The organism is Mesorhizobium sp. M1334 (assembly GCF_040317995.1).
GTDB lineage: Bacteria > Pseudomonadota > Alphaproteobacteria > Rhizobiales > Rhizobiaceae > Mesorhizobium.
In genome coordinates, this window is record NZ_JAMYLM010000018.1 from 52,158 (window position 1) to 65,956 (window position 13,799).

A 13,799-nucleotide genomic window follows, 5' to 3' on the forward strand; every position below is an offset into this window, starting at 1 on the left:
GCACCGTGGAGCTTGATCCTTCCGCTCTCTCCCAGATCGCGCTCGAACACAATGAACTCCAACCCGTTGTCCTCCGCTTTACCGTAAGCGCGCCAAGCCCGGTCTCAAGTAGGCGCTCTGGAGAATTTTTCGCAGCGTATCATCCATCAACTCCGATCGGCCCGCTTCCGGCGCCTTGAGAGCGACTTATCGAGCACGTTGGGATCGGTGCACTCGTTCACCGCAGCGTCGTAGAACTCAAGCCTCACCTTGGTGTATTGATCGTAGTCACGGAACACCTGCCGGATCTGATTCTGGTAGGTGATCACCCCCCGGCCGAAGAATGCCGTGAGCACAGCCGCGCCGCCCGCGACCACTAGGTTCGCTGCGCCGGGGGAAATCGCCTTCGGCAGTGCAATTGCCGGTCCGTCGGGCGCTTTGGGCTGAGGAGCTTCGCCCCCCTCCACGGGCTCCACCAGCCTTGTCACAGTAGCCTTTGCCTCCTCGCGCACTTGAAGCAACTGGGCCGCCAGTTCCGGATTCGAGCCGAAGGTTCCGACCTCCTGCGCCCCTGTGCCGTACAACAGATTGCCACGCCCAGCATTGCCACAATGAACGTCAGCGAGGTGTTCAGCCCTTCTTGCGACGTCCAAAAGGCCAGAGCGAGAAGAAGACATCCACGGCGGAGACTGCAATATATCGCACGCCACATTCCACCATCCCGGCCCCCGCGCCACTGGGAGCAGAGTCTGCGACTCCGACATGATAGCTTTCAGGACTTTCTGCGCCTCGACTGCACTGAGCGCTTTCTCATCGAGCTTGCGCACGAACTGCTGAATGTCGGCGCGCTCGTCGTCAGAAACACCAGCGAGCAGTACCGCAACGGCACGTTCTCTTAAACGGTCTCAAGTCGCATCTTCGGCACTGTCGCCGTTGACCGCGTTGAGCCCCTCCCCAGCGGCTATTGTCGCAAGTCCCCTTCAATGAATCATGCCCATAAGCATATTCCATTGTTACTACCCCCATTTCCTGAGCAATCACAGGAGTTTTTGACTTAGTCTAGGTTTTCCGACCCGTTAGAGACCGAAGCGCACTCAATACGCTTCAGATCGCGCGTTTCCCTGACGGTAAGTATCTGACTACTGCCCGACCTGTGGGTTTGACAAGCCGGCGACGCGCGCACTGACTGAGCGTTTCATCCGGACCGCGCTGCGTGAGTCGAGCCTACGCCCAAGCTTACCTCAACTCCAACCCCAGGGCGGTCGAACTGCCGATCCGGATTAACCGCTGCAATTGGGATCGAGTTCACGCCAGCTAATGTCTAAAACCCCTCATCAGCCGCCTTGACCTTGTCAGAGGGAGAACCTGTTGAGGCTCCACGATTAGAGGTGGAGAAGCCGTCGCCCGGAGGAGCTGGAGCGCAATCGCGCCGATCATTGAGCACATTTGAATCGGGGTGCTTCACCGCCGGGACGCCAGCAGGTCGAAACAGCTTGCAAGCTTCATTTCCAATCAGCCCGCAAGACTTTGATCCGAACTTTGTCATACTTTGGACTATTAAATTGAACCGTGTTTTGCTTTCTTGAAATCATGCTGCGTCTATTCATGCATCTCACCGGTGCCCTGCTGGGCGGGTGGAGCGACGGGCGCTGGCGCGGAGCCTTTGGCACAGCGCAGCGCGAGCGACCGTCGCAGATTGAAGGTGGTGGCGAACTCGGCCGGTGTCCGCCAGGCGATTTGGGAATGCGGCCGCGCGGTGTTGTAGTCGGCGCGCCACAGGCGATGGCGACGCGTGCCTGAGCGAGCGAAGTAAACAGCGTCTCGTTGAGCAGTTCATCGCGCAGTCGGCCGTTGAAGCTCTCGATGAAGCCATTCTGCATCTGCCGGGCGCAATGTAATGCCATTTGACGCGGTTCTGATCCGCCCAGGAGAGGATGGCGTTCGAGGTGAACTCGCTGCCATTGTCGCTGACGATCATTCTCGGCCGGCCGCGCTCGGTGATGAGCCGGTCCAATTCTCGGGCAACCCGCATGCCCGAGAGAGACGTATCAACGATGAGTGCCAGGCACTCTCTCGTGCAGTCGTCGACGACGGCCAGGATGCGGAAGCGGCGCCCGTCTGTGAGCTGGTCCGATACGAAGTCGAGCGACCAGCGCTCGTTGGGCCTCAGCGGCACCACCATCGGCGCCCTGGTCCCGATCGCCCGCTTGCGGCCGCCACGGCGGCGAACGGCGAGCTTCTCCTCCCGATAGAGCCGGAACAGCTTCTTGTGGTTCACGACCAGGCCCTCCCGCCTCAGCATCACGAGAAGACGCCGGTAGCCGAACCGGCGACGCTCCTGCGCGATCGCCTTCATCCGCTCGCGAAGCTCGCCGTCGTCATAATGGGCGTTGAACAGGCGCAATTGCTGGCCGCCATGCACGGCATTAAAGGTGTCGTCAATGTCGAGCACGATCCGCTTCGGCACCTGCCGGAAAGAGGCGCAATAGAGGTCGACCATCGCCCGCCCCATGGCGACCAGCTCCCGCACGCCGGGCAGGTTCTCCAGCCTGCACAGCGTCGATTGGGAGGCCAGATCCCGGCCCGACGGCAGCGCATGCTTGGCCATCTTGAAGACCGGATCGGAGCGCAGCCGGTTGGCGTCGTTGCCGTCCTCGTAGCCGGCGGCGATCATCTTCATGCGAAAGCCGATCATGTCCGCCAGGCTGTGGACGACCTGGTCCGCGCCCGTCACGTGCCATCAGACCATCTGCTTCCGTTCGATGCTGAACTCGTAGAACAGCGCTTCCTGCATCACAGTCCGCTCGCCCATCATCGACTCAATCTCCTTTTCCCAAGGAGACTGAATCAGATGGGATATTCGGCTTGAGCCCCATCTTCGACGGTGATGGACGGAGGTGCTGCGCTCCGAGCTGATGATAGAACGTGGTCTGCAGCTACGGCCACAAGCATCAGGAAAGGAAACGCAGCATGAAGCATTATGCCGGATTGGATATCTCGGTAAAAGAGACCGCCGTTTGCATTGTCGATGAAACTGGCAAGATCTGCCGCGAGGTCAAGGTGGTCAGCCACCCCGACGACCTCACCGCGGTTCTGAAAGATCCCGCCTTGCGCATCGAGCGGATCGGGCTCGAGGCCGGACCGTTGTCGCAATGGCTGTTCGAAGGCCTGGCCAGGGCCGGTTTGCCGGCAATCTGCATCGAGACCCGACACACCAAGGCATTCCTCAAGGCGCGGCCGAACAAGACGGATCGCAATGATGCGCGCGGCATCGCACAGATGAAGCGCGTCAACCTGTTCCGCCCGGTGCATGTCAAGACGCTGACGAGCCAGAAGCGCCGCGCGCTGCTGACGGCGCGCAAGCTGCTGCAGGAAAAGGCCTTCGCCATCGAGAACGACCTGCGCGGCCTGTTGCGCAATTTTGGGCTCAAGGTTGGCTTCGTCGGGACCGTCAAGTTTGAGGATCGGATTCGCGAGCTCGTCGAAGGACGCTGTGAACTGGCCGAAATTGTCACGCCGCTGCTGGAGGCGCGCTGCAAGCTGCGAGAACAGTTTACATTTCTACATCGCAGACTTCTGAGAATCGTGTGGGACGATGAGGTCTGTCGGCGCTTGATGACGATGCGTCGGTCCTGTGGTGGCGCTGGCTTATACCGCGACGATCGACATTCCACAGCGATTCAGAAACTCCAAAACGGTGGGGTTCATCCTGGGACGGACGTCGGTGCTCAACCAATCAGGTGAAAGTCACCGCGTCGGTCGCGTCTCGCTGTGCGGCGACGGAATGATGCGCACCTTGCTCTACGAAGCCGCCCAAGTGATGCTAACGCGCGTCAAGAAGTGGTCATGGCTGAAGGCGTGGGCGATGAATGTCGCCAAGCGGTGCGGTCTGCGAAAAGCGATCGTCGCACTCGCCCGCCGGCTGGCGGTCATCACGCACCGCATGTGGGTGGACGGCACCGAATTCCGCTGGACGCGGGAGGCCTCGCCAGCCGCTATCTGACCGGGAAGGCAGTAAAGGAGAGAGACAAGTTCCGCCACCGGCGGAAGCACGTCCTTCGCGGGACGATGGATGAGGCGAGTTCGTTGAAGCACTCGGACCGGTCGCTCACTGCAGCCGATCAGGCCGCGAATCAGATTGTGCCGCTTCATTCTCCTGATCCCATGCTGGGAGGGCTAAAGCCGATCCCGTAGAGAAGCGAGGCCCGGCGAAAGACGTCAAACGCCGGAGAAGCCGCAAGCTCGAAAGCGCTTGACCTCGACATGCCGAATAAAGAAGTGCTTCAGAACGACTTCAAGCCGGACTTTTTCAACACTATCCGCCGATGTCGGCCGTTCGTGACGTCCTTAGCGCTACCTGAATGCAGACCTCTTCGATGACGAAGCCAGGGGTTGCGCCACAAGCCGACGTTGGCTATAGCGCGGCGATCTGGGAGAGACCTGCGCGACAATCAGAAATCGACGAAAGCCTTGCCACGACAATCAGCACGATAATTTGCCCGTGACCGCGCTCTGAGAGTCTAATCCAGATTGTCGCGCAGGTCTCTCCAGATCGCCGCGCCGTACGTTGGCCAAAACTAAAGTAGTTCGAGCGCTATACCTCACGCATACCGGTAAAGCCGCGACCGTCAGGGCGTTCCCCCGCTCTTGCCCACGTTCTTGGCCGCGTCTCCCTTGGGCGCCTCACCCTTCGCCTCCTCCTGGGCTTTGAAGCCGAGGTAAAGCCCGCTCACCAGCCCCATCAACAGGAGCAGCGTGGGGTCGAACTTAGGCAGGCGAAAGTCGCGCGCGGCGGTCCAGACAAACAGCGCCCCCAGGATCAGCGTCCAGGCGACCGCCTGGATGCGCTGTAGTTGCGGCGCGCCATCGACGCTCAGGACGTCGTTAACGAAGCCGCGAGACGTGCGGCCTTCGGCGGTGCCCGCATTGATCAGGACCGACCCGAGCCCTGTCGCGCCGCTGATGCCGAGGAGCCACAGGATCTCGTTGGTGAGGAGGCCGTAGTACAGGTCGAAGCTCATAGCGATAAAGACATAGCCGGCGACCACCAGGAAGAGCCAGAAGGCCATCTGGGTGCGGCCGAGGCTGTAGGGGCCGACGGCCCGGTCGGCAAATTGCGATGTGGGGTAATTCCGCTGGATATCGGTCACCTTACTTGCCGCTGTGCCTGCTGCAAGTTGCGCGTCATCTCGAGCTTTTTCGGCGTCCTCCAATTGCCGCGCGACCTGGTCGATTTTGGCCTGCTCTCGCCTAATACCCGACACAGCTGCCTTGATGTCCGCGCCGGCGGTCTCGAGCTCGGCTTCGGTTGCCTTCATCAGCGTTTCATTGGTCGAGACGATCCGATCCCTTGCGGCTTTGGCGTCGTCGCGTGCCTGCGTCGAGGCACCGGGCGGCGAGGCAGTGAGGGCAGCCTCTGCTTGGTCGAGCGCAGCCTGCGCAGCGGTCAGGCCGCTTACCTCGTTGAAGGTCTTCCCAGCCGCATCGCGGGCTGCCTGCGCCGCGTCCCGCCGGGCCCGCAGCCTCTCGACCTCCTCCTGTGGCTTGATCAGCAGGTCTTCCAGCCTCATTCGCTGTACCCTTGCGTTTCTGTGCGCAGGGTCAACGTCCAGAACCGTCTCCAGCCTGCCAATCTCCGCTCTGGCGGCACCGAAGGCACTCCGCGCGGCATTGTAGGCGGCAGCCTTGTCCTGGTCACCGGGGGCTGTGGCGAGGTCGAGCTCGGCGAGGTCGAGCTCGCGCTGCCGTCGCTTCTCTTCGAGCCTCGCGGCGTCGAGCCGACCCAGAATATCCCGGCAGGTAAGGCTGTTGTCGCGGAGGAGCGGCGTCCGCGCGGCATAGGCGCTGAAGGCGGCGGTAAGCAGGGCCAACGAGAGCAACCCGACGAGCACCGGACATGGCGAGAAAACGTACATCGTGAACCGGTCAACTGTGCCGTTCCGGGCGGTCTCCGGGACGGAGCCTGTCGATGCGGCGTGCGACAGGCCGATGTCGATCTGGCGCTTGCCCACGGGCTTGCCAAATGCCACCCCGCTTAACAGTTCCTGCCAAAACTTCGCCGCAGGGTCGGTCGCGTCCTCGGGCGTCCACAGCGGGAAGTAGAGCCGCTGCACCGCGTCAGTCGCGTGCGCCTGCACCGTGAGAAACGGGGCGAGATTGTCGTTGAGATAGACGGAGAGCGGCACCGGCTCGAGCGGCTTCGCGTATACGGCCTTCGCCGTGCCAAGATCGGTCTTTGCCTTGTCGACGGCGTTTTGGAGCGTGGTAATCTCGCCGGCCGGTTTGCCGTCGGTCATTGCCTTTGCAAGCCCCGCCTCGTTCGCGTTCAGCGCTTGTTGCCTTGTAGTGACGTCGTTTCCCCGCTCCTCCACCGTTTCCCTGGAGATGACGCCGGCCACCAGGATGCAGATATTCCGGCCAGGCTCCGTCTCTCCCGGTATCCCGGGCTCCGTCTCCCCCGGCCTCACGCCCACGATGCGTAGGATGCCCGCCCGGTCGTTGGCGGCGTCGGCTTCGGTCAGGTTCTCGATGGCGGTTGTCTGGGCTTGCTCGCATTCTTTGCTGGTGACCTCCCCATCCTTCGGCCCAGAGGTGATCGCGAGGTAAATGCAGAGAGCCAGCGTAGCGAGCCCCAGGAGGACAAGCCATCCCGCGGGCCAGTTGGCAGGATCCCACTGCCGGCGGGCTGAGTCATTCACGGCGTTTGCCATGATCTCCTCCTCCGTCAATCCGCCGATGAGCGTGCATCTGCCGCTCTGCCAGCAGCGGAAATCGAGCTTCCAACCCCGCGAAGCATAGCAGATGAGCGGGCGGTTCGCTACGACGCGCGACAAGCCGTGGCTCTGTGAAATGCATCGCTCACACGGCATCCACTTCAGCGATCCAAATTCGGAGGGTGCAGTGCCTACTCGTCTTGCAGCGCGGGCAAGGTCCGAAACGGCATACCAAGTATTCTACGGGACAGCTGGGCTGCAATGGTCTTCATCGCCCTTCATGTCGACCCAACAGATAATGTCGCAGGCAAGCTGCTTCATGCTGTGTTGGCTAAATGGACCCGAACCGGGAGCACCCAATCGGAACGTAGAGCGAAAATTAAACCGCAGTTCCGTCTCCTTAGGATTGGCTTTTCCGAGTGGTTTTAGTTGCCGCTGTATTGACCGGAGAGGCGCAAGAATCTCGCCCCGCTCATAGATTCTGAAGATTTGGTCGCCTTTTCTGTTGGCGTCACTTACTCGTCGGTCCGCGCTCGTTGAACCTGTTACAGGTGACGAATCAAATGCATAAACGGTGTGTATGCGCGCGGAGGCGTACGCCGCCTGCTGAGCGAGCCCTCCACCCAGCGAGTGTCCAACTGCTATTATCTCAGCATTCGGGCCAAAGTCCTTATCTATACGGCTTGTCAGTGCTTCAACGAGATCGCGGGTCTGGGCATACTCGTCTCGCGTGAAGGGGTTTAGCCGCGTCAGCCACCTCAAGTTCGAAATCCAGTCTCCGGGTTCACCGATGTCGGTCCCTCGGAAAACAAGCGCTAGCCGTTTGCGGTCAGTTGCCTCCGTGTCGCGCCAAAGCTGATAACCAAGTCCTCGGATCTTAATACGGCCGCCGGAAGTTTCGACTAGCGGGTCGCTCTCCAAATAATAGGGAAGTTGTTTCCACCGGTGTCGAGGCACCACAACTGCTGGGCAATAGGCACCTCCCGCCAGTCCCTCATCGTAGGCCGCCGCCGCAAGAAGAGCGTAGTCAGACAGGTGGGCAAGAGTTGGGCTGCGAGGTTCATGCACCCATCGGTCAAGAGTTTGGGCAGACTGCTTAGGATCGCGTACAATGATCCTCGTATCCCGCGGCACCTGACATGCTTGGCCGGCAAGAAGCGCCATTACAAGCGATATGCTTTTGCTAAAACCGTTCGCCACGGATCTGATCTCCGCAAACTGGACCAGTCTTGTCTGAGGTTGCCGTGCTAGCTTCGTTTCATCGAGATAAGCGGAGAAACTATGCGAATACGCAAGGCGACCTCGTACCGAATTAGGATAGCCAGGATTCTGGTGCCCGCCATCCCGCGATCAGATGACTAAGGGAAAAACCCAGCTTCGCCACCCACCTGCTTGAGCAGGATGTCGACATCCGCGTCATCCAGGTGCTGCTCGGGGCGCGCCAAGCCGTCCGGCGAAGGGTGGCTTGGCGTAGACGAACCAGTTCTTCTTTCTGAGCGGCGCCAGGAAGGCAGCAAAAGCGCGGTGGTCGCAAAGGCCAGCATTGTCGCCGAAGAACCTCAGCCGGCCGGCGGCATGGGCAGCAGTAAGCTTCGCCAGCAAGAGCCGCCGGAACAGTTTTGAGAGCACGCGCACGGGCAGGAGGAAGCCGGGCCGGCAGGACACCCAACACTCACCATCGAGCGAGATGCCGCCGCCGGGCACGATCATATTATAGCGCGACAATCTGGGATACGAATCTCATCCTGATCGCCGCGCCGCAACTCCGGCTCGAATGGCGGCGTCGTCCAGGCGTCGAACGGCTCCGCCGGCTGGACGTCGTAGTGACCGTAGAGCAGGACTCTCAGGCCCCCGCTTCCTGGCCGTGACTTACCCATGACCAATGGATGACCGCCGGTGCTGACAACCCGTGTCTCAAGACCCAGGCTGTCCAACTCGGACCTAAGCCAATCTGCGCATGCAGCGATTCCCTCCTTTCCGTCCGGCTGGCTGGAGACGGACGGAAACGCCAGAAATTGCACGAACTTGTCGACCGAGGCCGCAAATTGGCGTCCACCCGGTCAAGGATCGCGTCGATGATGCTCATTGCGGCTCCGAAGGATTGGGTACGGCTGACGGATCTGGGCGGCGTCGATCCCGCTAGAGGACCTTGGACAGGAAGTGCGTGCCTCCGTTGCATTGACGAGGACGTCCTGCGGCTTGCCGCTCTCGACCACAACGCCGTTGTCCATGAAAATGAGATGGTCAGCGACCTCCCTGGCGAAGCCGATTTCATGCGTCACCAGCATCATCGTCATACCCGCGCGGGCCAGGTCCTTGATGACGTCGAGCACCTCACCGACCAGTTCCGGATCGAGCGCGGAGGTGGGTTCGTCGAACAGCATAACCTCCGGGTCCATCGCCAGTGCGCGGGCGATGGCGACGCGCTGCTGCTGGCCGCCGGAAAGCTGGTTTGGATACCGGTCTTCAAGGCCACTGAGACCCACGCGCTCCAGCAAGGCCAAGCCTCGCCCTCTTGCCCGAGTTTTGGGCGTTGCACATGCACCGGCCCCTCGATCACATTCTGAAGCGCCGTCATATTCGGAAACAAATTGAAGGCTGGAACACCATGCCGGTGCGCCGACGCTGTTCCGAAATCCGGCGCTGCGAGAGTTCGTGCAGCTTTCCGTCAATTTCCCGGTATCCTTGAAGGACGCCGCTCAATCGAACCTGACCCGCCGAGATCATCTCAAGCTGGTTTATGCAACGCAGCAATGTGGATTTTCCCGATCCGGACGGACCGATTGCGACACAGACCTCACCCTTGGCGATGCTGAGGTCCACGCCACGCCATGATTAGTCGCGAACATCAGGTCAAGGGCGAAGGGCATAGCCAGCACCAGCGACGTCATCTTCAGCATACCGATGGTCTCGTTGCCAGTCGGCGGAATGATCGTCCGCATGGCCTGAGGGATCAGGATCCGGGTCCAGATCTTAGCCTGCGACATGTCTATTGCCTGGGCTGCCTCCGTCTGCCCGCGGTCTATGGCGCGAAAGCCAGCCCTGAATATCTCGGCGAGATATGCACTCTCGTTGAAGCCGAGTCCGATGAACAATCAAGCTTGGAGGCAATGCGGAATTGTGGTATTACTTTGGCAGCCTCTACCACTGAGTGAGTGCGTACATGATGAAGCTGTTGTTGATTCTGACTGTATTGTTTTTTTCCACTATCAGTAACGCCGTCCTAGGCGAGAACAAAGCAGTGGCTGCTGGCCCCTGCAATTCGTCGGCGCAAAACTGCTCCTGACAGATAGGCCTCGGCCACCTGGCGATGAAGGATCTGATCTACGCCGGGGCCGTGGTAGTAGGGGCAGGGACACTGCTTATCGAGGCGTTCCGGAACTTCAATTCGCGAACCGGGCAACATCCTTTTGAATTGCACCCAATTCTCAAGGAAGTTGAGGTAAGAAATCTTTGTACAACCGGCGAGGTTATCGCCGGTTTTGTATGCGACATTCTATCTAGTCGCCTACGCCATCGTTCTGGGTTCGGCAGAGGTTTACGAGCTTCTGATGAGCGCAAGCAATGCCCGAAGCGAGATCGGCGCCACAGGCAACGACTTTTTGCAGGGGAACGACCCTCTGTCACTGTTTTCCACGGACTACGGCAAGCCCATCCTGGTTTCGGCCCTGCTCATTTCCTGCCTGTCGATTGGAGCAGTCAAGCCAATTGAGGCGACCATGCGGGGCCTCGCTCATAGGTTGGCAGGCATTCCGCGCGGCGTCTATCGAGTCATAGAGAGTTTGAGGGGTGCCGATTACAAGGAATATACAAAAGGCTATCCGACAGAGCTGACGACAAAATTCAGTACGAAGGCGAAATTGCTCGATTCTAATAATGAGTTCAAGACACAGCGGGAGGATATCGAGGACTCGCTAATTGTTATCGATTGCCTCTTCGTCGCCACAAGCGCCAACAATCGCACGCCCTATTTCCCGCTCTATCGCATGGCCGAGCTAACAGAACTATCGAGCAAACTGGAGAAAGAAATCGAGAATCTGAACAAGGCCATCGAGGAACTCGGAAGCCCGATCCAGCAAGGTCCTAGCGAAGCGCCAAAGGACCGTGAGATGTCGGTTGCGTTTTCGGAAATCGAGCACCAGGCAGCGCTCACCCGGTCGAACACAATGGCGATATTCGCTGTACTGTTTGTGCGCAACAATCGATCGGTCTTTAGCCAGAAACGGGTCTCGGACCGACGGGGCAGCGATGATCCCGGGGGGACTCGCGGAGGGCATGATACACCAGAGAACCCGATCGAGAAAATAAAGAAATATATTCAAGAAGCCTATAATGCAGAGCAGAACTCTTTCGCGATGAGCTTCTTCCTAGCTAGCGCTGATTCTAGGCGCGTGCATGATATTTGGATTCTGCCAGTTTTTGCACGGCTGGGCAGCACAGAGCGAACCCCTGCTCTCGCAGCTACTAGGCGAAATCAGAGAAAGCTCAGCTGCTTCCAAATGCCTTCAAAACGAAGGTTGCCTTGAGACTGCAGCCATCCAGCAATACATGATTGGCCAGACACCCATCAACATCGCTGGAACAGTCTGGGACGTTATCCACTCGGGGGCCGTGGTCCTTGTGAGCGTGTTCTTTGCACTGGTCGGTCGGGAAGTGCGGATCGAGCAGCAATCGTGGCAGACGGATTGGAACTTCCATCAGTTTCCATTTCTTAGATTACTTGGCTTGTCGATTATTTCCGCTGTTCTTGCAATTGCCGCTTCAGCGCTGGTTAATATGGCAAAATTAGCTTTTGAAGTCAATTTCCAGCTAACGCAAACGCAGGCCGTCTTTTGGATCCAGCAATCAGCGACATTCTTGTGTCTGCACTTTGGGGCTGGGCTTATCCTGTCCTTTGCCTCGCTTGTCATCATGGACAAGCACAATCACCTCAGCCTTGCTTGGACGATGGGAATAAGTATCGTGTCCTCGACGCTTTCTGAGCTATGAGATAACGCTTTCACCTGATCCCAGTGCTGCGTGGTTTTCTCGTTCGTGGCGGGATGCGTTCATCTTCGCTTCAGTTCCCGTTTCTTTCTGATTTTGTTCGCCGCCATGCTCGAACACTCGGAAGGCGACCGCAAACGTAGAAATAAGACCAATATGGTAGGGAGCTGACGAAATGCGATCAAGACAGCTTGTTGCAGCCTTGGTTGTCGCCCACGGCGTCTTGGTTGCAACGCAGGTCGGTGCGCAAAATTCTATCAAAAGCTGCAACGACAAGACGAAGCTCTGCATTGGAGTTCGAAGCGACGCGCGGCCTTTCTCTTATCAGCCGGTCCTGCCAAGGGAGATGGCATCCGATGCGGCACGTGGTCCTCTTCGGGTGGCCGGTTATACCAGGTTACATGATCCGGATTTGTGATGCGGTCCTTGCAGAGATGATATTGGAGGCCGGACCTTCGACGAAACTCGCATTCGATGAAATCGGCTACTACGATATCGATAAAGCCAGGGCCAATAGAAAACAAGCTGCAGATATTGAATTAGATGGAAGAGAAGATAGAGAAACGGGTGAGATGACCAGCAAATCTCGCTTCAATGACCTTGGAAAGCAGTTCGACATAATTTCGATCCTGCAACAATTACCAATGAGCGGCGTGATGATTTCATGATTTCTCCTCCGCTTTTTCTAACTGGCATCAGTTATATTACCCTCAGAGGCAGTCGAATACCTGAGAAATCATGCTCCGACGCCAAGAAACCGCTAATCGGCCTCGTGGGGGGAACCACAGCCTCCGGGGAGGGAATTAAGGCGCTGCTGGAAGCGCATGAATTGCCCAAATATGAAAATGTGCTGGTCAATGCCAAAGAGCAATGGTGCCGACGATCCCGACCGCAAGTTGTTGGTTGCCCGTTTTTTCGAGATCCTTTCACAAAAGACCGTGTTCAATCCCTCCATCCTGGACAAGGCTTTCAGCGACACTTTTCAGGGCGTCTCTCCCAGCCGGAAACTTGAGATATTTTACTGGAGTGTCCGGGGGGAGCGTGAATAACTCCGAGCCGAGCCGCTCACCCCCTCACGGCCTAGTGGATTGCACGCAGAAAGCCAGACGGAGAGCAGACCGGTGAGCGAGCCGATGATCCCGACGATCACGCCCGACCAAGTAATGGCTGATTCACGCCGGTCTCTGCGCTCTGGCCTGATCGCTTTTCGAACTTCGGAATAGCCGATCGTTGTGAGGTGCCAGGTATGTAGCTGGTGCGATCGTTCCCACATCGGTCAGCCTCGCTTGGTATTCATAAGGAACGTCAAGGCTATTCGCATAGCTCAAGCTCTACTGACGGTCGCTACTGGGCCGGCGCAACCGGCAAAGCCCGGCAAATCGCGCGGAGTCCCGTAAGGCACCCAACGCAATATCTCTCAGTGTTTTGCTCTACTTCCACGCCCACAGCGTAGTATCCTTCTTGGCAAATCGATGGTTTAGGATTGACAGCTCCACCACTAGCGCCCGTGCCGCGGGCTTCAGTTTGTGTTCCCGACCACTTAGAAAGTGAGCTTCCCCAGACCAAAAGAGGCGCGACCTTTCCTTGCAATTCTGAGATTTTGGTCTCGTGTTCATCTATCTTTTTTAGACGTTGTTGAACTTCGGTGCTGAGCTTTTCCACAGCAATGCCAGCACTGAAAATAGTCGCTACGACCGCGATTATGGCGATAACGATTACCTTGACGTTCGAAACGTTTTGTGCAGATTTCTGGAGACCATCATCGATTGGCATCTTCGCTATCCCTCTCATACTGCCAGAACTCCCCCAGCCCCAACCAACTGATCTTGGCGCTTTGCCACGATACTGCGCACACGTATTTCAAGCTCCCTGAATGTCTCCTCCAGCGCGTCGGCGGCTTTTTCCCATATCAGGTCGGCCTCGGAGTCGATCGGCCTTTCGAGATTCTGCAGAGTTGCAAAGAACGATTGTCGGGTCGTAGAGAGCGTGACAAGGGGTTCTGATTGCTGGGTAATATGGGCGGCGAGCAACCCTCGCATAAGCAGCTCAATCGCTATGATCCGCCCTTGGATGCTCGCGTGGTACTCTTCGTCCATCTTTGCCTCTCCCTAAGCCGGCCAC

11 protein-coding genes and 4 pseudogenes are annotated in these 13,799 nt (G+C 58.4%); 5 read left to right on the plus strand and 10 right to left on the minus strand.

What is annotated here, in order from left to right; genetic code table 11:
* Nucleotides 1–146 precede the first annotated feature (146 nt).
* Nucleotides 147–563, minus strand: a complete 417-nt coding sequence (locus NKH17_RS24775) for a hypothetical protein (protein ID WP_352972551.1) — start codon at nucleotides 561–563, stop codon at nucleotides 147–149.
* A 1,015-nt stretch (nucleotides 564–1,578) separates the two neighbouring features.
* Nucleotides 1,579–2,713 (minus strand): annotated as a pseudogene (locus tag NKH17_RS24785) (IS3 family transposase).
* A gap of 236 nt (nucleotides 2,714–2,949) precedes the next feature.
* On the opposite strand from NKH17_RS24785, the pseudogene NKH17_RS24790 reads away from it, so the two are divergent.
* A pseudogene (locus NKH17_RS24790) lies at nucleotides 2,950–3,982 on the plus strand (IS110 family RNA-guided transposase).
* Nucleotides 3,983–4,607: 625 nt separating this feature from the next.
* On the opposite strand, the gene NKH17_RS24795 reads toward NKH17_RS24790, so the two are convergent.
* The 5 genes and pseudogenes from NKH17_RS24795 to NKH17_RS24810 form a co-directional block, all read right to left on the minus strand.
* Entirely contained in the window at nucleotides 4,608–6,689 is a 2,082-nt protein-coding gene (locus NKH17_RS24795) for an efflux RND transporter periplasmic adaptor subunit (RefSeq protein WP_352900884.1), read from the minus strand.
* Between the two features lie 243 nt (nucleotides 6,690–6,932).
* Entirely contained in the window at nucleotides 6,933–7,856 is a 924-nt protein-coding gene (locus NKH17_RS33490) for a Tle-like phospholipase domain-containing protein (protein ID WP_502910627.1), read from the minus strand.
* A 285-nt stretch (nucleotides 7,857–8,141) separates the two neighbouring features.
* Nucleotides 8,142–8,405 (minus strand): annotated as a pseudogene (locus NKH17_RS24800) (transposase); the annotation flags it as partial.
* A 446-nt stretch (nucleotides 8,406–8,851) separates the two neighbouring features.
* Nucleotides 8,852–9,515 (minus strand): annotated as a pseudogene (locus NKH17_RS24805) (amino acid ABC transporter ATP-binding protein); the annotation flags it as partial.
* Nucleotides 9,431–9,787, minus strand: coding sequence for an ABC transporter permease subunit (locus NKH17_RS24810; protein WP_352900882.1), 357 nt, complete (start codon nucleotides 9,785–9,787; stop codon nucleotides 9,431–9,433). The pseudogene NKH17_RS24805 and the gene NKH17_RS24810, both read right to left, overlap by 85 nt.
* A 456-nt stretch (nucleotides 9,788–10,243) precedes the next feature.
* Here NKH17_RS24810 and NKH17_RS24815 point away from each other — a divergent pair, with 456 nt between their 5' ends.
* Nucleotides 10,244–11,218: a hypothetical protein gene (locus tag NKH17_RS24815; RefSeq protein WP_352900880.1), complete on the plus strand. Its 975-nt coding sequence runs from the start codon at nucleotides 10,244–10,246 to the stop codon at nucleotides 11,216–11,218.
* Between the two features lie 22 nt (nucleotides 11,219–11,240).
* On the plus strand, nucleotides 11,241–11,681 hold the full coding sequence (locus tag NKH17_RS24820) for a hypothetical protein (protein ID WP_352900878.1): 441 nt from the start codon (nucleotides 11,241–11,243) through the stop codon (nucleotides 11,679–11,681).
* On the opposite strand, the gene NKH17_RS24825 is transcribed toward NKH17_RS24820, so the two are convergent.
* Complete coding sequence (locus NKH17_RS24825) at nucleotides 11,676–11,969, minus strand: hypothetical protein (protein ID WP_352900875.1); 294 nt, start codon at nucleotides 11,967–11,969, stop codon at nucleotides 11,676–11,678. The two genes, NKH17_RS24820 and NKH17_RS24825, sit on opposite strands and share 6 nt — an antisense overlap.
* A gap of 65 nt (nucleotides 11,970–12,034) precedes the next feature.
* Here NKH17_RS24825 and NKH17_RS24830 point away from each other — a divergent pair, with 65 nt between their 5' ends.
* Both NKH17_RS24830 and NKH17_RS24835 read left to right on the plus strand, forming a co-directional pair.
* Complete coding sequence (locus tag NKH17_RS24830) at nucleotides 12,035–12,346, plus strand: hypothetical protein (RefSeq protein WP_352972556.1); 312 nt, start codon at nucleotides 12,035–12,037, stop codon at nucleotides 12,344–12,346.
* Between the two features lie 189 nt (nucleotides 12,347–12,535).
* A complete protein-coding gene (locus NKH17_RS24835) occupies nucleotides 12,536–12,727 on the plus strand; it encodes a hypothetical protein (RefSeq protein ID WP_352900869.1) in 192 nt (63 codons plus the stop codon).
* Between the two features lie 295 nt (nucleotides 12,728–13,022).
* Here NKH17_RS24835 and NKH17_RS24840 read toward each other — a convergent pair whose 3' ends face one another.
* Together NKH17_RS24840 and NKH17_RS24845 are read right to left on the minus strand one after the other, a co-directional pair.
* On the minus strand, nucleotides 13,023–13,451 hold the full coding sequence (locus NKH17_RS24840; RefSeq protein WP_352900868.1) for a hypothetical protein: 429 nt from the start codon (nucleotides 13,449–13,451) through the stop codon (nucleotides 13,023–13,025).
* Nucleotides 13,452–13,465: 14 nt separating this feature from the next.
* Nucleotides 13,466–13,774, minus strand: coding sequence for a hypothetical protein (locus NKH17_RS24845; protein WP_352900866.1), 309 nt, complete (start codon nucleotides 13,772–13,774; stop codon nucleotides 13,466–13,468).
* Nucleotides 13,775–13,799 lie beyond the last annotated feature (25 nt).